The sequence below is a fragment of the Amphibiibacter pelophylacis genome (assembly GCF_037688875.1).
Classification (GTDB): Bacteria; Pseudomonadota; Gammaproteobacteria; order Burkholderiales; family Burkholderiaceae_C; genus Amphibiibacter; species Amphibiibacter pelophylacis.
The window spans coordinates 64,603-84,616 of record NZ_JAWDIE010000017.1; the positions used below are offsets into that span (position 1 = coordinate 64,603).

Genomic DNA, 20,014 nt, shown 5'->3' on the forward strand with positions numbered 1-20,014 from the left:
TTGGCCCGGAACCGCCGGGATCGGTCAAGAAAGCATTGGCGCGCTCCGGCCTGTTCAGGCGCGGCGCGTGCGGGCCCAGGCCACTAGCTGGTCAAAGAGGCGCTGCTGGCTGCTGTCGATGTCGGCCGTCAGCTCGGGGTGCCACTGCACGGCCATGAGCTGCGGGTGCTGGGCGGATTCAACGGCCTCGATGACGCCGTCGGGCGCCCACGCCACGGCGGTCAGCCCGTCAGCCAGGCGATCCACGGCCTGATGGTGCCAGGACGCGGTCTCGACCTGCTCGCCGATCAGCGCGGCCAGGCCGGAGCCCGCCTCCACGCGAACCGCGTGCGGCACCGGATCGCGCGGCGGCGCGCGGTGCAGCGTGGCCTCGCCAACCACATCGGGCAGGTGCGGGTGCAGGCTGCCGCCCAGCAGGGTGTTGATGATCTGCAGCCCGCGGCAGACGGCCAGCGTGGGCAGCTGCCCGTCCAGCGCCAGACGGGCCAGCGCCAGCTCGGTGCTGTCGCGCTCGGCGCTCAGGTTGTAGATGGTGTCGTGGCCCCGGCCCTGGTAGCGCTCCGGGTCGATGTCGCCGCCGCCCGCCAGCACCAGGCCATCCAGCCCGTCCAGCCAGACCGCCGCGTGCGCCGCACCCACCGGAGGCAGCAGCAGCGGCGTGCCGCCCGCCCGCACCACGGCGGCGACGTAGGCGGCAGGCAGGGTGTAGCGGTCGTCGGGGTTGACCGGGTAGGTGGAAATGCCGATCCGCACCGGCACCGCCCGGGATGAGGCAGAGGCAGAGCCGGCTTCAGTCGCCATAGCCCACGCGCCCGGCCAGGGCGTCCAGATAGAGCTGGCGGTAATCGGCCACCGTCAGTGTCAGCGGGTTACCGCCGTCGCTGGGATCCTGCTTGGCCTTGGCGGCCACGGCGGCGGCCTGCGCGTCGTCCAGGCCCAGCTCGCCCAGCGAGTGGGCGATGCCCAGGTCGCGGCGCAGCGCCAGCACCCAGTCCAGCAGCGCCTCGAAACTGGGCTGTGGCAGGCCCAAGTAACGCGCCACCGGCACCAAGCGATCGGCAATTGCGCTGCGGTTGCGCCACATCACATAGGGCAGCAGCACCGCGTTGGCCAGGCCGTGGTGCACATTGAACATCGCACCCACCGCGTGGCTGAGCGCGTGCACGCCGCCCAGGCCTTTCTGGAAGGCCGTCGCGCCCATCATCGAGGCCGCCAGCATCTGCGAGCGTGCCGTGATGTCGCTGCCCTGGCGCACCGCCTGCGGCAGAAACTCGTGGATCAGGCGCATGCCTTCCAGCGCCACACCCTGCGCCATGGGGTGATAAAAAGGCGAGCAGTAGGCTTCGAAGTTGTGCACGAAAGCGTCGATGCCCGTCGCCGCCGTGATGTGCGGCGGCAGGCCCAGCGTCAGTTCCGGATCGGCCAGCACCAGCTTGGGCAGCATCAGCGGGTGAAAGAGGATGACCTTGCGCTGGCTGGCCTCGTCGATGATGAGCGAGGCGCGGCCCACCTCAGAGCCCGTCCCGGCCGTGGTCGGAATCGCCAGGCTGGGCGCTACGCCCGATTCCTTCACGCGCAGCCAGTTGTCGCCCACGTCTTCCAAATCCCACATCGGTCTATCCTGGCCGGACATCAGCGCAATCGCCTTGCCCACGTCCAGCGCGCTGCCGCCGCCAAAGGCGATGACGCCATCGTGGCCGCCCGCGCGCAGGGCGTGCACGCCCGCATCGACATCGCGCCCGACCGGGTTGGGCCGCATGTCGCTGAACACACCGTGCGGCGTGTCGCCCAGCGCCGCCGTCACCCGCGCCATCAGCGGCGAGGCCGCCAGGCCCGGGTCGGTAACGACAAGCGGACGCTTCAGCCCCGCCTGCGCGCACAGCGCGGGCAGTTCGGCCAGGCGACCGGCGCCAAAGCGGATCGCGGTGGGGTAGTTCCAGTTGCCGGATAAGGTCATCAGGGGCTCCTGCTGGGGCGCTGCCGGGCTCAGGCCGGATGGCGCAGGTGGAAAGATTTGATGCGGGTGAGCTGCGCAAAACCCAGCTCGGACAGGCTGATACCGCGCCCGGTGTCCTTGACGCCGGTCCAGGCCAGCGCCGGGTCCAGGTAATCGCAGCGGTTCATGAAGACTGTGCCGGTCTCGATCTGGTCGCCCAGCGCCGTGGCGCGTTCGAGGTCGCGCGTCCACAGTGATGCGGTCAGGCCGTAGGGGCTGTCGTTCATCAGGCGGAGGGCTTCGTCGTCATCGTCGACGGCCATGATGCCGACGACGGGCCCGAAGGTTTCCTCGGTCATGACCCTCATGCGGTGATCGACATCCACCAGCACCTGCGGCGCCAGATAGGCCGTGCCCTCGCGGCTGGCGGCGAAAGCCGACGGATCGATGAGCGCACGGGCGCCCTGCCCCACCGCCTCGGCGATCTGGGCGCGCACAAAGGCCGCCGCGTCGGCGCGCACCATGGGGCCGAGGTTGGTGTCCGCCTGCAGCGGATCGCCCAGGCGGTACTGGCGGGTGAGCGCGACAAAATCATCCACAAAGCGGGCGTACAGGCTGCGATGGACGTAAATGCGCTCGATGCCGCAGCACGACTGGCCGCTGTTGAAAAAGCTGCCATCGACCAGGTTTTCGACCGCAAAGGCCACATCGGCGTCGGCGCGCACATAGGCGGGGTCTTTGCCGCCCAGTTCCAGCCCGGCGTGGATGAAGCGATCGCCCAGAGCGCGCTGCACACTGCGCCCGGCCGCAACCGATCCGGTGAAGGCGACAAAATCGACCTGCGGCGCCGCGACCAGCGCCAGCGTGTCCTCGTGGCGGGCGTAAATCGCCTGGAAAACGCCGGCCGGCAAACCCGCCGCCTGAAAGGCTCGGGCGAAGAAGTCGGCGATCTGCGGCGTCTGTGCCGAATGCTTCAGGATCACGCAGTTGCCCGCCACCAGCGCAGGAACGATGCTGTTCACCGCCGTCAGCAGCGGGTAGTTCCAGGGCGCCAGCACCAGCACCGTGCCCACGGGCTCGCGGCGCAGAAAACGATTGAACCCGGCTTTGGGCGCGGGCACGAGGTCGGCCAGCGCCTGGGGCGCGATGGCGCACATGTGGTCGGCGCGCTCCTTCATGCCGCGCAGCTCGCCGGGCGACTGGCTGATCGGGCGGCCCATCTGCCGCGTGACCGATTCGGCCACCTGCGCGCCGTGGTCCTGCAGCCACTGCATGGCGGCCTGGACGAGGGCGATGCGCTGCGCCAGCGGCGTCGCCCGCCAGGCGCGCTGGGCCTGGCGGCTGGCGTCCAGGACGGCGCTCAGGGCGGCGCTGTCCTGGTAGGCCTGTTCGAACAGCACACTGCCGTCCACCGGGGAAATGACGCGGAAATGATCGGGGCTGGATGGATTTGCAGTCATCGCAGGGGCTTTCTAGATGATTTCGAAGTAACGGTTCAGCTCCCAATCGGTCACCGAGGCCTGGAACTGGCGCGCTTCCCACTCGCGGGTCAGCGCGAAATGCTCGACAAAATCGGCGCCCAGCCAGTCGGCCATGGCCGGGCTGGCCTTGAGCGCCTGCGCCGCGTCCCACAACGTGCGCGGCAGGTGCTGCTCGGGCGGCACATCCAGCAGGTAGCCGTTGGTGGTGACGGGCTCGGGCGGCGTCATGCGCTGCGCGATGCCGTCCAGCCCCGCCGCCAGGCAGCTGGCCAGCGCGAGATACGGGTTGCAGTCGGCGCCGGGCAGGCGGTACTCGACCCGCTGCGAGGTGCTGCTGCCCGGGATGGCGCGCACCGACACGGTGCGGTTGTCCACGCCCCACAGCGCGGTGGTCGGCGCCCAGTAGCCCGGCACCAGACGCCGGTAGCTGTTGATGGTCGGCGCGGCCAGCGCGGTGATGGCCGGCATGTGGTGCAGCAGCCCGGCGACAAAGTGGCGCTGCAGCGCGCTGATGCCCTGCGGCTGCGCGGCGTCGTGAAAGACGTTGCGCCCCGCCTTGTCCTGCAGCGAGACGTGGATGTGTCCACCCTGCCCCGACTGCGATTCGTCCCACTTGGCCATGAAGCAGGCCGTGCGCTTCTGGCGCTGCGCCAGCACCTTTACAAAGGTCTTGAACAGGGCCGCATCGTCGCTGGCTTTGAGCGCCGGGTTGACGTGCAGCGCCGCCTCCAGCGCGCCGGGGCCGGTCTCTTCGTGCAGGCCTTCGACCGGCATGTCCATGGTGTGGCACAGGGCCATCAGGCCCTCGTAGAACTCGGTATTGACCGAATTGCGCAGCACCGAATAGCCAAAGCCGCCCGTGCCCATGGGGCGCATGTGGCGGAAGCCTTTTTCCTGCAGCATCTGGATGCTGTCTTCCAGCACCAGGAACTCGTACTCGAAGCCCGCGAAGGCCGAAAAGCCCATATCCGCCGCCCGGTCCAGCACCCGGCGCAGTACGCCGCGCGGGCACAGGCCTTCCAGACGACCGACGATTTCGCCCTGCACCAGCAGGGTGTTGGCCTCGAAGGGCAGCTCGCGCCATGATTCGGGCAGCAGCCGCACTTCGGCGTCGGCGTAGCCGCGCTGCCAGCCGGTCAGGCGCGTGTTGTCGTACAGTTTGTTGGCCACGTCCCAGCCAAAGAGCACGTCGCAAAAGCCAAAGCCGCCTTTCAGGGCTGACAGAAATTTGGCCGTGGACATGTACTTGCCCGCCATGACGCCGTCGATGTCGTAAATGCCGATCTTGACATCGCGGATCTGGCGCTCTTCCAGGATGCTGCGCAGCGCATCGGCGGCGGACAGGGCGGAGCTGCTGGGTGCACGGGGCATGAACGGTTTCCTTGGGGTTCTTGTGTTGTGAGTTTAATTTACAGTAAATTATTGTCACAAACAAGACGTATTTAACAGAAGTAACACCGCAGACTGCCCGCCATGATTCCTTCCATTGCCGACACCGTGCAGCTGCGCCTGGGCGAGCTGTCGCCCGTCGAGCGCAAGCTGGCGCGCGTGCTGCTGGAGCGCTATCCCAGCGCCGGGCTGGAAACCCTGGCGCAGTGGGCGCAGCAGGCGGGCGTGAGTTCGCCCTCGGTGTTGCGCCTGGTGCAGAAGCTGGGTTTTGACAGCTTTCCGCTCTTTCAGGACGCCCTGCGCCGCGAGCTGCAGGAGCGCCTGCAGTCACCGCTGGAGCGCCACCGCAGCGCCACCAGCCCTGCGCAGGACCAGCCTTTCCTGCAGGGCTACGCAGACCGCCTGGCGCGCTGCCTGCAGGACACCGCGCGGCTGACGCCGCCGCAGGATTTCGCCGATGTGGCGCAGGCGCTGGCCGACCCGCGCCGCCAGATCCTGCTGGTGGGCGGGCGGCTGACCCACGCGCTGGCCACCTATATGGCCCAGCTGCTGCGCCAGCTTCGGCCGCAGGTGCAGCTGCTGTCGCCGGCCGCGCACGACTGGGCCGCCGACATCGCCAGCCTGCGCCGGGGCGATGTGGTGGTGGTTTTTGACATCCGACGCTACAACGAGGCGCTGCTGCCGCTGGCGCAACAGAGTGCCGATCGCCGCGCCCGCGTCGTGCTGCTGACCGACCCGTGGCGCTCGCCCGTCAGCCCCCACGCCTGGCGCATTCTGGTCGGCCACACCACGGGCGAATCGGGCTGGGACAGCATCGCCGGGCTGCTGCTGCTGGTCGATGCCCTGGTCGCCGCGCTGGGCCAGAGCCACTGGGACGCCCTGCAGGAGCGCATCCAGCAGATCGAATCCGTGCGCCAGCAGACCGGCTGAAAGGCTGAAAGGCTGAGGGCCCAAAAACCCATTTTGTGACAATTTTGCTGCAGTGCACAAAAAAAGCTTGCGCAGCCGCCGCAAAGCCGTTACAGTCCGTTTTGTTGCAGTGCAGCAAACGTCGGCCAACAGAGATGACGGGCTGACAGGCAACACCTCTGCCTCTCCTCACCCATTCAAAGGAAACCGCTATGTTTACTCCCGAACAAATGATCGCCGCCCAGAAAAACAACGTTGAAGCCTTCTTCGGCCTGGCCCAGAAGACCTTCTCCGGCGTGGAAAAGCTGGTCGAACTGAACCTGAAGACCACCCGCGAAGTGCTGGACCAAGCCACCAAGAACGCCCAGTCGCTGATGAGCGTCAAGGACGTGCAGGAGCTGGTCAGCGTGCAATCCGGCCTGCTGCAGCCCCAGGTTGAAAAGGCGGCCAGCTACGGCCGCCAGGTGTATGACATCACCGCCGGTGCCGCCAACGAAGCTGGCAAGACCGCCGAAGCCACCATCGCCGAAGCCCAATCCAAGCTGAACGCCGCTGTGGACGCCGCCGTCAAGAACGCTCCCGCTGGCACCGAAAGCCTGGTCGCCATGGTCAAGTCGTCGGTCGCCGCTGCCAACAACGCTTACGACACCGTGAGCAAGGCCGCCAAGCAAGCCGCTGACGTCGCCGAAGCCAACATCCAGGCCGTCACCAGCAGCGCCGTCAAGGCCACCGAGCAGGCCACCAAGGCCGCCCGCCGCACCACCGCCGCCTGATTCTTCAGCGGTCACGTGTGAGAAGGGGAGCGCGAAAGCGCTCCCCTTTTTTCATTCCGGGGAAGAACCCTTCCCGCCCACGCTGGCCCCCGCATCGCCAGCCAGCGCGCGAAAAGACAGCACGGACGCCAGACACATCGCGCCCACCACCAGCAGACCGGCGATCACGTCCGGACGGCCCGGCGTTTCGGCGCCGCGCACCAGCAGGCTGAGGTTGAGCGTCGCCGCCGCCACGCCCACGCCCAGCGAAATCCCCAGCTGCTGCGCCATCGCTGCAAAAGTGCTGGCGCGGCTCATGTCGCGCGGGGCGATGTCAGCATAGGTCAGCGTGTTGACCGCCGTGAACTGCAGCGACCGGAAAAATCCGCCGGCCAGGAGCACGACCAGCATGATCCAGGCCGGGGTCTGTGCCGAAAACAGCGCGCAGGCCATGATGGCCCCGCCCGTCAGCACCGCGTTGAGGCGCAACACGCGCGGGTAGCCCCAGCGGCGCAGGATGGGCGGCGCCGCCATTTTCATGACCAGCGCACCGGCGGCCGAGGCAAAGGTCACCAGACCCGCCTGCAGGGCGCTGAAGCCGAAGATTTCCTGCAGCATCACCGCCAGCAGAAAAGGCACCGATCCCACCGCCATGCGGCACAGGTTGCCGCCCAGCACCGACACGGCAAAGGTGGGCACGCGCAGCAGTTGCAGATCGATCAGCGGATGCGGGTGACGTGCGGCGTGGCGCACGTACAGCAGGCCGCTGAGCGCGCCCACCGCCGCCAGGCCAACGATCTGCGGCAGGCTTAAAACGTCGCGACCGATGACTTCAAAGCCGCCGACCAGCGTCGCCAGCGCGATGCTGCTGAGCACGAAGCCTTTGAAGTCCAGGGGTGGCACGTCCTGCTCACGCAGGTCGGGCACGTAGCGCTGCACCAGGACCAGACCCAGTACGCCCACGGGCACATTGATCAGAAAAATCCAGGGCCAGGACAGCGTGGTGACAATCAGCCCGCCCAGCGGCGGACCGATCACCGGCCCCAGCAGTGCGGGCACCGCCAGCGCCGACATGGCGCGCAGCAGATCGCTCTTGGGCACGCTGCGCAGCAAAATCAGCCGCCCCACCGGCACCATCATGGCTCCGGCTGCGCCCTGCACCAGGCGTGCGAGCACCAGCTGCGGCACCGTGGACGCCATGGAGCAGGCCACCGAACTGAGCGTAAACAGCGCAATCGCCCAGAAAAACACCCGCCGCGCGCCCAGGCGGTCGGCCATCCAGCCGCTGATGGGCACGCACACCGCCAGCGCCAGCAGGTAAGCGGTGATGGCCACGCTGAGGTGCACCGTGGTCGTGTGCAGCGACTGCGCCATCATGGGCAGCGCGGTCACGACCACCGTCGAATCCAGCATCTGCATGAAGAGCGTGCAGCCAACGATCAGGGGAACCAGGCGCTGGCTGACCGGCGGCACGGAGGCTGCAGGCGCATCGGGGGCATCCGGACGGTCCGGCGCCGCGTCCGCAGCAGAAACAGAAGAAGCCGCCCGGGAAGGTTCCGGCGGCAGGTGGGGGATATCCATAAGATGACCGCGCGCTTTGGGCCACTGGCGGCCGCGCGTCGGTGCGCCATTCTAGGCAGGGCGGTTTAACCCGGAAGTCAGCGGGGACGGCCGTCGCTGCGCCGGTCGCCGCTGCGCCGCTCGCCGCCCGCCGTGTCGGCACCCAGACGCAGCACAGGCGCGGGCGGCACCTGCGGCATCGTTTCCGCACGCGGCGGCATGGGCGGAGGTCCCGCCTCGCGGCGCAGCTCGGCCTGCCACAGCGCGGTCTCAGCCAGCAGCACCTGGCTGCGCCACAGCAGGAAATCGGACGCCGACATCGGCGGCGCAAACAGAAAGCCCTGCATCCAGTAGCAGCCCAGACGGCGCAGGATGCGCATCTGCTCCAGCGTCTCCACGCCCTCGGCCAGCACACGCAGATTCAGCGCGTGGCCCAGCGCGATCACCGTGTTGACCACCGCCTGGCTCTGCGCGGTCAGGCCCAGATCGCGCACGAAAGACCGGTCGATCTTGATCAGGCTGACCGGCAGCCGCGTCATGTAGGCCAGCGAGGAATAGCCCGTGCCGAAATCGTCGATCGACAGCCCGACGCCCGCGTTGCTGAGCTGGTAGACCTGCGCCAGATTCTTCATCACGCTGGTTTCGGTGATCTCCAGCTGCAGGTTGTGCAGGCCCAGCGACTGGCGCTCGATCAGGCCGCGCACGGTGCCCAGCAGATCCTCGCGCTCGAACATGCGCGAGGGCAGGTTGACGGCGATGGAATCGTCGTAGCCCGCCTCATCGCGCCACAGCCGCGCCTGACGGGCGGCTTCGGCCAGCACCCATTCGCTGATCGGCTCGATCAGGCCGGACTCTTCAGCCAGCGGGATGAATTCGGTGGGCAGCACCAGGCGGTTGCGGAAGTTCCAGCGCAGCAGCGCTTCGCTGCCCGACATGTGGCCGGTGAAGGTGTCGATCTTGGGCTGGTAGTGCAGCAGCATCTCGCCGCGCTCGATGGCTTTGTGCAGCGCGGCCTCCATTTTCAGGCGCTCCTGGCCGCGCGTGCGCACGTGCGGCGCGTACATCTGCGAGGTGCGGCCCCGGTCTTTGGCCGCGCCCATGGCCTGGTCGGCGTTGTGGAAGAGCTCGGCGGCCGTGGCGCCGTCGCGCGGAAACAGCGCAATGCCCACGCTGGCCGACACGAAATACTCCTGCTGATCAATGAGCACCGGCTCGCGCATGGCCTCGACCACGCGCGCCGCAACCACCGCTGCGCCCTGCTCCGAGCCCACGTCGGGCAGCAGGATGGCGAACTCGTCGCCGCCCATGCGGCCCACGGCCTCCAGGCCCCAGTAGGTCTGTTCGCTGCTCAGGCCGGGCACGAAATCGAGCGATCCGTCCTGCATGTCGCCGATGTGGCGCACGCAGCCGCGCAGTCGGCGGCTGACTTCCAGCAGCAGCTCGTCGCCGGCCATATGCCCCAGCGTGTCGTTGATGACCCGAAAGCGGTCCAGATTGACCAGCAGCAGTCCTACCAGGCTGCCCTGGCTGCGCGCGTAATCCAGGCTGCGCTGCGTGCGCCACAGCAGCTGGCGGCGGTTGGGCAGGCCGGTGAGCGCATCAAAGTTGGAGAGCTGGCGGATGCGGTCTTCAGCGGCACGCCGGTCGGTCACGTCCTGGACGATGCCGGTGTAGCCGCCCGCTTCGAGGCGACCGTCAGGCTGGGGCTCGGCCTCGATGTGCATGATGACTTCGCGGCCGTTGTCCAGCATCAGCTGGGCGTCCAGCGCGATCACACCGCGCTGGGCCACCAGGCCGCGCACATAGCGCATCAGATCATGGCGGCTTTGTACCGTGACGCGGCGCAGCAGGCTGCGCAGACCCGGATGCGCGTCAGGCAGCACCAGCAGCGCCTGCGCGGCGGGCGAAAGGTCAAACCGGCCCTCCGGCGTCCAGTCGAAACTGCCCATGCGCGCCAGATCCTGCGACCGAGCCAGGCGCGCGTGGCTGCGCTCCAGCTCGCGGCGCAGGCGATCGGCGTGCAGCATCTGCAGCAGACGGCATTTAAGCAGCTCGGTATTGGGGTGTTTGGGGAAGAAATCGGTGGCGCCGGCGGCCCAGGCGCGGTGGACGGAACGGGCATCGTCCAGCGCCGTCAGCATCAGCACCGGGATGCGCTCCAGCCCCGGCATGCCGCGCAGCGCGCCGCAGGTGGCAAAGCCGTCCAGCCCGGGCATGACGCCGTCCAGAATCACCAGATCGACCGGATGCTCGCGCAGCCAGTTCAGCGCCGACTGGCCGGTGGTGCAGCAGTGCACCGAAAACCCCATGTGAGACAGCGTGGCCTGCGTCAGCAGCAGCGTGGTGGGGTCGTCATCGACGAGCAGCAGCCGCTCGCCCGCAGCCAGCAGCTCACCCGGCCCGGCGCCTGAGGCCGCCAGGTCGGGAGACGGTCCCGTGTCCAAGCTCATCCTGACCCTTCAATTCGTGTACGAGGGCGGACACGGCCTTCAGGGCAAAATCCACCTCCTGCAGCAACTCTACCACCAGCGCCTGCAGTTGCACCACACTGGCGGCGCTGCACGACAGCGCCTTCAGGCTGGCGTCCAGCCGCGCCGCGCAATCGCCCAAGCGCAGGGCGCCCACCCCCAGCGCGCTGGTTTTCAGGGTGTGCACGATCTGGCAGAGCTGCTGGCCGTTGCGATCGCGCTGGGCGGCCTGAACATGCCCCTGGTGCTGCGTCAGACTGCTGCCGAAGGTGTCCAGCACCAGGGGCAGGAATTCGCTGCCGCCGGGCTGCGGATCCAGACGGGCCACTTCGCGCAGACGCGCCACGTCGAACACCCGCTGGCAGGCCGCGGGCAGACGGCGGGTCAGGACATCATCGATGCGGGACAGGGGCATAAGACAGCATGGATCGGGAAGAGGGCTCACAGCAGGGCGAAGCGTATTGTGACCGTGAAAAATGCACAGATTCCCCCGAACAGGGCCCCTGCAGCCCCCCAATCCGCCCCGCTGGGGGCAGGCTAGAATGGCCCGCACCAAGACCGACGCCCTGCAAGCCCCGTACGCCCCATGGCTGACCACGCCCACCCTGTTTTCTTTGGCCAGCCCGACGCCCCGCTGGCCGGACAGCTGCTGCTGGCCCCCGAGGCCCGCCGCCGCGTGGCCGTGGTCTGGGCGCCCGGCACCAACTCCCCCGCCGTGACCTGGCCGCCGCTGGACGCCCTGACCGAACGCCTCAGCCACCACCTCGTCGATCACGGCTACGCCAGCCTGCGCCTGGATGCGCCCGGCTGCGGTAACAGCATCGCCCCGGGCGCACTGACCGACGAAGCCGACCCGGACGCCCCGCTGTGCAACGCGCTGGAACTGGCCATCAACACCCTGGCCGAATGCAGCGCCTGCAGCGGCATCGTGCTGATCGCGCCGCCGGGACGCGCCCGCGCCGTGCGCCGCGTGGTACGACGCCACCTGCTGGTCTGCGGCTGGATCCACGGGCTGCCCGCGCAGGGGCCGCCGACCGATTTCCCGGACACCGGCTTTGAGGACCCGCCCTGGGCGCTCCCCTCCCCCGAAAGCCCCACGCGCCAGCCGCAGCTGGACAGCGTCTGGCTGGAGGCCAGCGCCGACGCCTGGATCGCCTGGCTGGACGGCCTGCACCACGCCCTGAGCGACAGCGGCGCCTGGCCCATGCCGCGCCCGGTGGACTATGCCCAGTGGACACCGCCTGGCAGCCCGGACGCCCTGCGCGAACAGTGGCAGCCGCTGCAGGTGGGTCAGGACAGGCTGCTGGCCGTACTGGGTGAAAGCCTGCCCTCCACCCAGAACTCGCACGGCACGCCCGCTGGCCCGGTGCTGTTGCTGGCGGGCGAACTGGACGAAGCCGGCGCGGAGGGCGTGGCGTGGGCGCGACAGTGGCAGCAGGAAGGTCGCCGCGTGCTGCGCGTGCCCCTCCCGCAGGGCAGCGCAGACCAGCCCGGCGCACTGGCCGATCTGCTGCGCCAGGCCCGCAGCGCCTGGCTGGGCACCGCGGAATCCGCTCATGCCGCGAGTCAGTCTGCGGGCTCATCCCCCATCGTCGTGGCTTGCGGTGCGCTGGCCAGCGCGCTGTGGCAGGACCTGGCCATAGACCCGGCCGTCGCGCCGCTGCCGCTGCGTCTGGTGCTGCTGCGGCCGGATCTTGACAGCCTGCTGTCCGGCATTGATCTGCCCCCCGACGACGTACTGCACAGCCTGACGCAGGATCTGAACCTGCCGCCCGATCTGCTGGCGCACTGGCCGGTGTTCGGCGCGAGCGCTGCTGAGACATTCCCGGCGCCAGCGCCCGCCCCGGCGGCGGCTGCACCGCGCACGCGCTGGGAGACTCTGCTGGCGCAGGCGCAGCAGATCATCCGGCGCAGCACCGCGGCTGAACTGCGCCAGCGGCCGCTTCTGCCCCCGGCAGCCCAGCCCTGGCTGCAGCGACTGCGCGCCCAGAGCACGCTGGGCCCGCTGCCGCTGGCGCATGAAATGGATGTGCTGTCGGCCCACGGCATCACCAGCCACTGGCTGATGCCGGCCGGTCAGCCCGGACTGCTGCGCTGGGCCTGGGCGCTGTCAGGCCAGACGCAGGAGCGCGTAGCCCAGGGCCAAACCCAGGTCAGCGCCCTGCAGGGCGCATCGCTGGCCGCCGTCAGCCAGGCGCTGGATCAGCCGGTCTGATCGCTCCGCCGGGCAGAAATCAGGCCGAAAAGTCGTTTTCCAGCAGTGGGCTGGCCTTGACCACGCGGTCCAGCGCGACCAGCTGCTCCAGGAGCGCATGCATGTGCTTGAGGGGGACGGCGTTGGGGCCGTCGCTCCAGGCTTTCGCCGGGTCGGGGTGGGTTTCCATGAAAAGCCCTGACACGCCCGCGCCCACGCCCGCACGGGCCAGCACCGGCACCATCTCGCGGGCACCGCCGCTGGTCAGGCCCTGGCCACCGGGTTTCTGCACCGAATGGGTCACATCAAACACCACCGGCGCGCCGCTGTTGCGCATCTCGGCCAAGCTGGTCATGTCGGCGACCAGGTTGTTGTAGCCAAAGCTCACGCCGCGTTCGCAGGCCAGGAAACGATCCTCCGACAGCCCGGCCTCGCGCGCAGCGGCACGGGCCTTGTCGATGACGTTCTTCATGTCCCAGGGCGCCAGAAACTGGCCCTTTTTGATGTTGACCGGCTTGCCGCTTTGCGCCACGGCACGGATGAAATCGGTCTGGCGGCACAGGAAAGCCGGGGTCTGCAGCACATCGACCACACTGGCCACCTCCGCGACCTGTTCGGTGTCGTGCACGTCGGTCAGCACCGGCAGGCCGAGCTGGCGGCGGACCTCGTCCAGCACCTTCAGGCCCGCGTCCAGGCCCATGCCGCGCTGGCTGCTGCCCGACGATCGGTTGGCCTTGTCGAAAGAGCCTTTGTAAATTAGCGGGATGCCTAAAGCGGTGCAGGCCTCTTTGAGGCGTCCGGCCACTTCCAGGGACATCTCCAGCCCCTCGATCGAGCAGGTGCCCGCGATCAGGAAAAAGGGCTGATCCAGGCCCACATCAAAGCCGCAGAGTTTCATGCCTTGTCCTTGTTCTGACGGGCCTGGCGCTGCAGCGCGGCCGCGATAAAGCCCAGGAAGAGCGGGTGCGCGTCCCAGGGCGTGGATTTGAATTCGGGGTGGAACTGCACGCCCACATACCAGGGGTGGACGGCGGTGGGTAGCTCGACCATTTCGGTGAGCTTTTCGCGCTGGGTGATGGCCGAAATCACCAGCCCCGCCTCTTCCAGGCGCGCCAGGTAGTGCTCGTTGGCCTCGTAGCGGTGGCGGTGGCGCTCGGTGACGACGTCGCCGTAAATGGCGTGCGCCAGCGTGCCGGGACGCACGTCCGAGCTTTGCGCGCCCAGGCGCATGGTGCCGCCCAGATCCGATTGCGCGCTGCGCGTCTGGATGCTGCCGTCGGCGTCCTGCCACTCGTCGATCAGGGCGATGACGGGGTGGGCGGTGTCCGGGTCGAACTCGGTGGAATTGGCGCCCGTCAGGCCCGCCTTGTGGCGCGCATACTCGATCGTCGCCACCTGCATCCCCAGGCAAATGCCCAGGTAGGGGATGCCGTTTTCGCGGGCATAGCGCGCGGTCAGGATCTTGCCATCAACGCCGCGCTTGCCAAAGCCGCCGGGCACCAGGATGCCGTCAAAAGCCGACAGCTGGCCGATATTGCTGGCATCCAGCGTTTCGGAATCAATGTGCGTGATGCGCACCTTGCGCTGGTTTTTCAGCCCGGCGTGGCTCAGCGCCTCGTTGACCGATTTGTAGCTGTCCGACAGCTCGACATACTTGCCGACCATGGCGATGCGCACTTCGCCCTGCGGATGCTGCACGGCGTGGACGAGATCGTCCCAGCGCTTGAGGCTGGCCGGACGCGCGTTGATGCGCAGGCGGTCGCAGATCAGGCCGTCCAGGCCCTGCTCGTGCAGCACGCGCGGCACCTTGTAGATCGTGTCCACGTCCGGCATGGAAATCACGCCCCAGGATGCCACGTTGGTGAAGAGGGAGATTTTCTCGCGCTCTTCGGCCGGCACCTCGCGGTCGGCGCGGCACAGCAGCGCGTCGGGCTGGATGCCGATCTCGCGCAGCTTCTGCACCGTGTGCTGGGTGGGCTTGGTTTTGAGTTCGCCCGCTGTGCCGATCCAGGGCAGGTAGGTCAGGTGCACGAAGGCCGCGTTGTTGGGCCCCAGGCGCAGGCTGAGCTGGCGCACGGCCTCCAGAAAGGGCAGCGATTCGATGTCGCCGACCGTGCCGCCGATCTCGCAGATGGCGACATCGACCGCATCCGGCGTGCCCACGCCCGCACCCCGGCGGATGTACTCCTGGATCTCGCCCGTGACGTGCGGAATCACCTGCACGGTCTTGCCCAGGTAATCGCCCCGGCGCTCTTTTTCCAGCACCGACTGGTAGATGCGGCCGGTGGTGAAGTTGTTGGCCCGCTTCATGCGGGTGGTGATGAAGCGCTCGTAGTGGCCGAGATCGAGATCGGTTTCCGCGCCGTCGTCGGTCACGAAGACCTCGCCGTGCTGGAAGGGCGACATGGTGCCCGGATCGACGTTGATGTAGGGGTCGAGCTTGATCAGGGTGACGCGCAGGCCACGCGATTCGAGGATGGCCGCCAGCGACGCCGAGGCAACTCCCTTGCCCAGCGAGGAGACGACACCGCCGGTGACGAAGACAAACTTGGTCATGAGTGAGCAGCGAAAGCACCCATTATAGGCGGCAGGCGGGTGCCCGTCGTGGGCCTACCGCAACGGCCAAGCCCAGGCAATAAATGCGGGAAAGTCCCAGGTTTTTGCGATTCCAGGCCGCTTTGCTACATTGTTGAATCGCTCGTGCGCGGCCCATCGCGCGCAGACTCTGGTTTCTTTACGAGAAAGCTGACCGACCATGTCCGATACTGCCACCTCTTCCGTGACGGATTCCGCCGTCCTGGCGGCGGCCGCCGATGAGCCGATTGCGCCGCAGAACCCCATGCCGCACCGCAAGGTGATCCGTTCCTGGCTCAAACCCATGGCGCAGCGCAACACGCTGCTGGCGCTGGGTCTGCTGGTGGTCGATTACGCCCTGTTCCTGGGCCTGATCAGCGCGGTGGTGGCGGTGTCCAGCCTCTGGCTCAAGCTGCTGTTTGGTCTGATGGCCGGCTTCGTGATCGGGCGCCTGTTCATCATCGGCCACGACGCCTGTCACCAGAGCCTGACCGAGCACCGCGACCTGAACAAGGTGCTGGGCCGCATCGCCTTCCTGCCCTCGCTGACGCCTTACAGCCTGTGGGATGTGGGCCACAACGTCGTCCACCACGGCTATACCTGCCTCAAGGGCACCGATTTCGTGTGGGAACCGCTGACCCCGGCCGAATACGAGGCGCTCTCGCCCGTGGATCGTGTCCTGCAGCGCCTGTACCGCAGCGGCTGGGCGCCGGGTCTCTACTACATGATCGAAATCTGGTGGAAGCGCGAATTCTTCCCCAGCGAAAAGCACATGCCCACGCGCCGCGCCATTTTCACGCGCGACAGCCAGCTCACGCTGGGCGCCGGGGCGGTCTGGCTGCTGGCGCTGGCCATCGCCGCCTTCGCCACCGGGCAGTCGCTGCTGACGCTGTGGTTCTTCGGCTTTGCTGTGCCGTTCTTCTTCTGGTGCAGCATGATCGGCTTTGTGGTTTACGTGCACCACACGCACGAAAAAATCTCCTGGCACAACGACAAGCTGGCCTGGAGCAAGGCCCAGCCTTTTGTCTCGACCACCGTGCACCTGCTGATGCCGCTGCGCCTGGGCGCCCTGATGCACCACATCATGGAGCACACCGCGCACCATGTGGACATGAGCATCCCGCTCTACCACCTGAAAAAAGCGCAGGACAAGCTGGAACACATGCTGCCCGAGCGCATCGTCATCCAGCAGTTCTCGTGGCGCTGGTACTTCGACACGGCGCGCAAATGCAAGCTGTACTGTTTCGAGCGCCAGGCCTGGCTGGATTTCAAGGGCCGCGTCACCGCCTTCCCGCGCCGCCTGCACCCGATTCCGACGGCGGCCTGAGCCCCGCAGCGCCCGGCCCTGCCCATACCGCCAGCGGGGTCGGGGCCGAGCGCATAAAATGTTGGCCTGTCTGAAGTCTTTCCAGGAGTCCGCCGTGACCACTGCCACCCTTGCCCACGAAGTTCCCGCTTTCGCTCCCCCGCCCGATCCGCTGGTGTTCACCGATGCGGCCGTCGCCAAGGTGAAAGACCTGATCGCCGAAGAGGGCAATCCCGATCTCAAACTGCGCGTTTTCGTTCAGGGGGGCGGCTGCTCGGGCTTCCAGTACGGTTTCACCTTCGATGAAGACATCAACGAAGACGACACCACGCTGACCCGCGACAGCGTCAGCCTGCTGATCGACGCCATGAGCCTGCAGTATCTGGTCGGCGCCGAGATTGACTACAAAGAGGACCTGCACGGCTCGCAGTTCGTCATCAAGAACCCCAACGCCACCACCACCTGCGGCTGCGGCTCCAGCTTCGGGGCCTGAGCCCAGTTCTGCCCGGCGTTTTCGGGCGATAAAAAACCCCAGTCCACGGACTGGGGTTTTTGTTATTCCGGCACGGGATCTACGGTTTGTTCATCGCCTCGTCGTTGGCGGCCGGCAGCGGCTTCTTGCCGTGGATCATGGACGCGATCAGGTTGTAACCGACCTGTTTGCTGCCCACGATGGCCGCCAGCACGTGCAGCACGACGCTGATCTGGATCAGCCACGCCGTGTATTCGTGGACGTTTTCCAGCCACTCGACGCCGTACCACTCGTCCAGGCCCATCATGTAACCGCTGACCCCCATGGTCAGGATCATGGCCCACAGCGCCAGCATCATCACCGAGCCCAGCGGGTTGTGCCCGATGAACTCCGGATGCTGACCGCGCAGCGTGGCGCGCACGTAAGCCAGCACTTTGCTGGGCCAGGGAAACCAGTCCGAGAAGCGCGCGTGGCGCGTCCCGACAAAGCCCCAGATCAGCCGGATCGCCACCAGCGTACAGGCCGCGTAACCCGACCAGCGGTGCCACTGAGAGCCCTCGTTGATCCAGGGGTTGAACAGGTTGGACAGAACCAGCGCCGCCACGCACCAGTGCGTGATGCGGACCAGCGGGTCCCAGACGGTGATGCGTTTCATGGGAATCTCCTGAACGACAAACAGGTTTGACCACTTTCTTGCGGTCGAGGCCGCGATTCTAGCCCGCACGCCGCAGGGCCTCCAGCCCGGGGGCACACACGGGCGCACACCTGCGGGCAGCCCCCGGAGGCCCCCCCGATTGCGGGCCATTTTGTCAGTTGTGACAGACGATACTGTTGTACGGCGTCCCCAGCCGGGTCTGCCCCCTTGGAATTCTGGCTGGCTGAGCTAGAGTGTTGTGAGTGCTGACGGCTTTAGCACGCGTCCCCAAAGCCCCTGTTTTTGGTCTGACATCATGACTGCCCTGACACACCTGCTGCTCGTTGACCCCCAAAACGATTTCTGCGATCTGCCCCTGGCCATGCGTCCGGGGCGGCTGTTCCGTCCGGCGCTGCCCGTGCCAGGCGCGCACCAGGACATGCTGCGTGTGGCCGATTTCATCCGCCGCAACACGGCCGACATCGACGCCATCACCATCACCCTGGACAGCCACCAGTCCATCGACATCGCGCACAACACCTTCTGGATCAACGCCGAGGGCCAGACGGTGGCGCCGTTCACGGCCATCACGGTGGACGACATCGAATCCGGCACCTACCGCCCGCGCCAGGCCAGCGCCCTGTCGCGCGCGCTGGATTACACCCGCGCGCTGCGCGAGCGCGGGCGCTACACCCTGGTCGCCTGGCCCGAGCACTGCGTGCTGGGCACCTGGGGTCACAACGTGCACAGCGACGTGATGCGCGCCTGCCTGCAGTGGTCGGCGGTGCGGCACAGCGAGCCGCTGCGCGTGCTCAAGGGCATGAACCCCTGGACCGAGCATTACAGCGCGCTGGCCGCCGAAGTTGCTGACCCGGACGACGCCAGCACCCAGACCAACACCGCGCTGCTGGCGCGGCTGTCAGCCAGCGAGCGGCTGCTGGTGGCGGGCCAGGCCAGCAGCCACTGCGTGCGCGCCACGGTCGAGGACCTGATCCGTCTGGGCCTGCCCGGTGAGCGTATCATCCTGCTCACTGACTGCATGAGCCCCGTCGCGGGGTGCGCTTCCCTGCAGCAGGCGTTTTTCGATTTCGCCCGCGACCACCGGATCCAGCTGGCCACCAGCCAGACGGCCCTCATGCAGCGGGAGCCCAGCCTCACCCCCTGAAGTCCCGAGTCATGCACGAGCCCGTATTCGACAGCCTGCTGGAAACCGATCTCTACAAGTTCACGATGTGGCAGGCGCTCTTGCACCGCCACCCACAGACCCGGGCCGATTACCGCTTCGTATGCCGCAACACACCGGCTTTCCCGCTGGCCGAGCTGGCCGGCGACATCAACGCCGAGCTCGATCACCTGTGCAGCCTGCGCTTTCGCAAGTCCGAGCTGGATTTCCTGCAGCAGCTGCGCTTCATCAAGCCCGATTTCGTCGATTTCCTGCGCATTTTTCAGTTCCAGCGCGAGTTCATCCGCGTCTGGACCGAGGACGACCAGCTTCGCATCGAAGCCAGCGGCCCGCAGGTCCACGTCATGGCCTTCGAGGTCTTCGTGCTGGCCACGGTCAACGAGCTGTATTTCCGCCGCCTGCACACGCCGGACGTCCTGGCCGAAGGCCGCCGCCGCCTGGCCACCAAGATCGCGCGCGTGCAGCAGTTTGCGCGCCTGCCGCGCCGCCGCCATCCCTTTGAATTTTTTGATTTCGGCCTGCGCCGCCGCTACAGCCGCGCCTGGCACGAAGAGGTCGTGCGCACGCTGCAGGCCGAGCTGCCGGGCTGCTTCAAGGGCACGTCCAACCCCTGGCTGGCACAGCGCGTCGGCCTGACGCCCATGGGCACCATGGGCCACGAGTACCTGCAGGCCTACCAGGCCAACGGCGTGCGCCTGCGCGATTTCCAGCGCACCGCGCTGGAGGACTGGGTTCAGGAATATCGCGGCGACCTCGGGATCGCGCTGACCGACGTGGTCGGCATGGATGCCTTCCTGGGCGATTTCGACCTGTATTTCGCCAAGCTGTTCGATGGCCTGCGTCACGATTCGGGCGACCCTTTTGTGTGGGCCGACAAGGCGCTGGCGCACTACGCGCAGATGCGCATCGATCCGCACACCAAGCGCCTGGTTTTCTCGGACGGGCTCAACTTTGACCGCGTTTTCGCCCTCTACGAGCGCTACGCCGACCACACCCAGCTGGGCTTTGGCGTGGGCACCCACCTGACCAACGACATGGGCCTGCAGCCGCTGTCCATCGTCATGAAGCTGGTGCGCTGCAACGGCCAGGCCGTGGCCAAGATTTCCGACGAGCCCGGCAAGGTGCTGTGCGACAACCCCACCTTCCTGTCCTACCT

General features: G+C 67.4%; 17 protein-coding genes. 7 read left to right on the forward strand and 10 right to left on the reverse strand.

The genetic code is table 11. The features are described from left to right. Positions 1-54: 54 nt before the first annotated feature. Genes RV045_RS11085 through RV045_RS11100 form a run of 4 tightly spaced genes read right to left on the reverse strand, consistent with a single transcriptional unit; the run spans position 55 to position 4,788 of the window. On the reverse strand, positions 55-801 hold the full coding sequence (locus RV045_RS11085; protein WP_423235851.1) for a gamma-glutamyl-gamma-aminobutyrate hydrolase family protein: 747 nt from the start codon (positions 799-801) through the stop codon (positions 55-57). Beyond that, complete coding sequence (locus RV045_RS11090; RefSeq protein ID WP_423235852.1) at positions 791-1,957, reverse strand: iron-containing alcohol dehydrogenase; 1,167 nt, start codon at positions 1,955-1,957, stop codon at positions 791-793. Before RV045_RS11090 ends, RV045_RS11085 begins: the two co-directional genes overlap by 11 nt. 29 nt (positions 1,958-1,986) lie before the next feature. Next, the gene (locus RV045_RS11095; protein WP_423235853.1) at positions 1,987-3,396 is read right to left on the reverse strand and encodes an aldehyde dehydrogenase family protein; all 1,410 of its coding nucleotides are present in this window, start codon (positions 3,394-3,396) and stop codon (positions 1,987-1,989) included. Positions 3,397-3,408: 12 nt separating this feature from the next. Further along, a complete protein-coding gene (locus RV045_RS11100; protein WP_423235854.1) occupies positions 3,409-4,788 on the reverse strand; it encodes a glutamine synthetase family protein in 1,380 nt (459 codons plus the stop codon). A gap of 102 nt (positions 4,789-4,890) precedes the next feature. Here RV045_RS11100 and RV045_RS11105 point away from each other — a divergent pair, with 102 nt between their 5' ends. Together RV045_RS11105 and RV045_RS11110 are read left to right on the forward strand one after the other, a co-directional pair. Then, on the forward strand, positions 4,891-5,736 hold the full coding sequence (locus tag RV045_RS11105; RefSeq protein WP_423235855.1) for a MurR/RpiR family transcriptional regulator: 846 nt from the start codon (positions 4,891-4,893) through the stop codon (positions 5,734-5,736). Positions 5,737-5,927: 191 nt separating this feature from the next. Then, positions 5,928-6,488: a phasin family protein gene (locus tag RV045_RS11110; protein WP_423235856.1), complete on the forward strand. Its 561-nt coding sequence runs from the start codon at positions 5,928-5,930 to the stop codon at positions 6,486-6,488. Between the two features lie 51 nt (positions 6,489-6,539). On the opposite strand, the gene RV045_RS11115 is transcribed toward RV045_RS11110, so the two are convergent. The 3 genes from RV045_RS11115 to RV045_RS11125 all read right to left on the reverse strand — a co-directional run bounded on the left by RV045_RS11115 (position 6,540) and on the right by RV045_RS11125 (position 10,910). Continuing rightward, positions 6,540-7,919, reverse strand: coding sequence for a DHA2 family efflux MFS transporter permease subunit (locus RV045_RS11115; protein WP_423235870.1), 1,380 nt, complete (start codon positions 7,917-7,919; stop codon positions 6,540-6,542). Between the two features lie 206 nt (positions 7,920-8,125). Further along, positions 8,126-10,477 carry a two-component system response regulator gene (locus RV045_RS11120; RefSeq protein ID WP_423235857.1) on the reverse strand — a complete coding sequence of 784 codons (2,352 nt, stop codon included), beginning with the start codon at positions 10,475-10,477 and terminating at the stop codon, positions 8,126-8,128. Continuing rightward, a complete protein-coding gene (locus RV045_RS11125) occupies positions 10,419-10,910 on the reverse strand; it encodes an Hpt domain-containing protein (RefSeq protein WP_423235858.1) in 492 nt (163 codons plus the stop codon). The genes RV045_RS11120 and RV045_RS11125 overlap by 59 nt, the downstream gene beginning before the upstream one ends. A gap of 171 nt (positions 10,911-11,081) precedes the next feature. Between RV045_RS11125 and RV045_RS11130 the strand changes: the two genes are divergently transcribed. Then, positions 11,082-12,710, forward strand: coding sequence for an alpha/beta fold hydrolase (locus RV045_RS11130; RefSeq protein ID WP_423235859.1), 1,629 nt, complete (start codon positions 11,082-11,084; stop codon positions 12,708-12,710). A gap of 19 nt (positions 12,711-12,729) precedes the next feature. Here the strand turns inward: RV045_RS11130 and kdsA are convergent, their stop codons facing one another. Together kdsA and RV045_RS11140 are read right to left on the reverse strand one after the other, a co-directional pair. Continuing rightward, the gene (gene kdsA, locus RV045_RS11135) at positions 12,730-13,587 is read right to left on the reverse strand and encodes a 3-deoxy-8-phosphooctulonate synthase (protein ID WP_423235860.1); all 858 of its coding nucleotides are present in this window, start codon (positions 13,585-13,587) and stop codon (positions 12,730-12,732) included. Beyond that, positions 13,584-15,245 (reverse strand): CTP synthase, encoded by a 1,662-nt coding sequence (locus RV045_RS11140; protein WP_423235861.1) that lies wholly within the window; start codon positions 15,243-15,245, stop codon positions 13,584-13,586. Before RV045_RS11140 ends, kdsA begins: the two co-directional genes overlap by 4 nt. Before the next feature lie 199 nt (positions 15,246-15,444). Between RV045_RS11140 and RV045_RS11145 the strand changes: the two genes are divergently transcribed. Beyond that, positions 15,445-16,590 (forward strand): fatty acid desaturase, encoded by a 1,146-nt coding sequence (locus tag RV045_RS11145; RefSeq protein WP_423235862.1) that lies wholly within the window; start codon positions 15,445-15,447, stop codon positions 16,588-16,590. Between the two features lie 70 nt (positions 16,591-16,660). Further along, the gene (erpA, locus tag RV045_RS11150) at positions 16,661-17,062 is read left to right on the forward strand and encodes an iron-sulfur cluster insertion protein ErpA (protein WP_423235871.1); all 402 of its coding nucleotides are present in this window, start codon (positions 16,661-16,663) and stop codon (positions 17,060-17,062) included. Between the two features lie 79 nt (positions 17,063-17,141). Here the strand turns inward: erpA and RV045_RS11155 are convergent, their stop codons facing one another. Further along, complete coding sequence (locus RV045_RS11155) at positions 17,142-17,696, reverse strand: cytochrome b/b6 domain-containing protein (RefSeq protein WP_423235863.1); 555 nt, start codon at positions 17,694-17,696, stop codon at positions 17,142-17,144. Between the two features lie 295 nt (positions 17,697-17,991). Here RV045_RS11155 and RV045_RS11160 point away from each other — a divergent pair, with 295 nt between their 5' ends. Together RV045_RS11160 and pncB are read left to right on the forward strand one after the other, a co-directional pair. After that, positions 17,992-18,840: a cysteine hydrolase family protein gene (locus tag RV045_RS11160; RefSeq protein ID WP_423235864.1), complete on the forward strand. Its 849-nt coding sequence runs from the start codon at positions 17,992-17,994 to the stop codon at positions 18,838-18,840. 11 nt (positions 18,841-18,851) lie between these two features. After that, positions 18,852-20,014 (forward strand): nicotinate phosphoribosyltransferase (gene pncB / locus RV045_RS11165; RefSeq protein ID WP_423235865.1); only part of this gene is annotated, 1,163 nt, incomplete at its 3' end.

Excerpts from the sequence above, each read along its gene's own strand:
- RV045_RS11085 (WP_423235851.1), bottom strand. The coding sequence starts at position 801 with ATGGCGACTGAAGCCGGCTCTGCCTCTGCCTCATCCCGGGCGGTGCCG.
- RV045_RS11090 (WP_423235852.1), bottom strand. The coding sequence starts at position 1,957 with ATGACCTTATCCGGCAACTGGAACTACCCCACCGCGATCCGCTTTGGC.
- RV045_RS11095 (WP_423235853.1), bottom strand. The coding sequence starts at position 3,396 with ATGACTGCAAATCCATCCAGCCCCGATCATTTCCGCGTCATTTCCCCG.
- RV045_RS11100 (WP_423235854.1), bottom strand. The coding sequence starts at position 4,788 with ATGCCCCGTGCACCCAGCAGCTCCGCCCTGTCCGCCGCCGATGCGCTG.
- RV045_RS11105 (WP_423235855.1), top strand. The coding sequence starts at position 4,891 with ATGATTCCTTCCATTGCCGACACCGTGCAGCTGCGCCTGGGCGAGCTG.
- RV045_RS11110 (WP_423235856.1), top strand. The coding sequence starts at position 5,928 with ATGTTTACTCCCGAACAAATGATCGCCGCCCAGAAAAACAACGTTGAA.
- RV045_RS11120 (WP_423235857.1), bottom strand. The coding sequence starts at position 10,477 with ATGAGCTTGGACACGGGACCGTCTCCCGACCTGGCGGCCTCAGGCGCC.
- RV045_RS11125 (WP_423235858.1), bottom strand. The coding sequence starts at position 10,910 with ATGCCCCTGTCCCGCATCGATGATGTCCTGACCCGCCGTCTGCCCGCG.
- RV045_RS11130 (WP_423235859.1), top strand. The coding sequence starts at position 11,082 with ATGGCTGACCACGCCCACCCTGTTTTCTTTGGCCAGCCCGACGCCCCG.
- kdsA (WP_423235860.1), bottom strand. The coding sequence starts at position 13,587 with ATGAAACTCTGCGGCTTTGATGTGGGCCTGGATCAGCCCTTTTTCCTG.
- RV045_RS11140 (WP_423235861.1), bottom strand. The coding sequence starts at position 15,245 with ATGACCAAGTTTGTCTTCGTCACCGGCGGTGTCGTCTCCTCGCTGGGC.
- RV045_RS11145 (WP_423235862.1), top strand. The coding sequence starts at position 15,445 with ATGTCCGATACTGCCACCTCTTCCGTGACGGATTCCGCCGTCCTGGCG.
- RV045_RS11155 (WP_423235863.1), bottom strand. The coding sequence starts at position 17,696 with ATGAAACGCATCACCGTCTGGGACCCGCTGGTCCGCATCACGCACTGG.
- RV045_RS11160 (WP_423235864.1), top strand. The coding sequence starts at position 17,992 with ATGACTGCCCTGACACACCTGCTGCTCGTTGACCCCCAAAACGATTTC.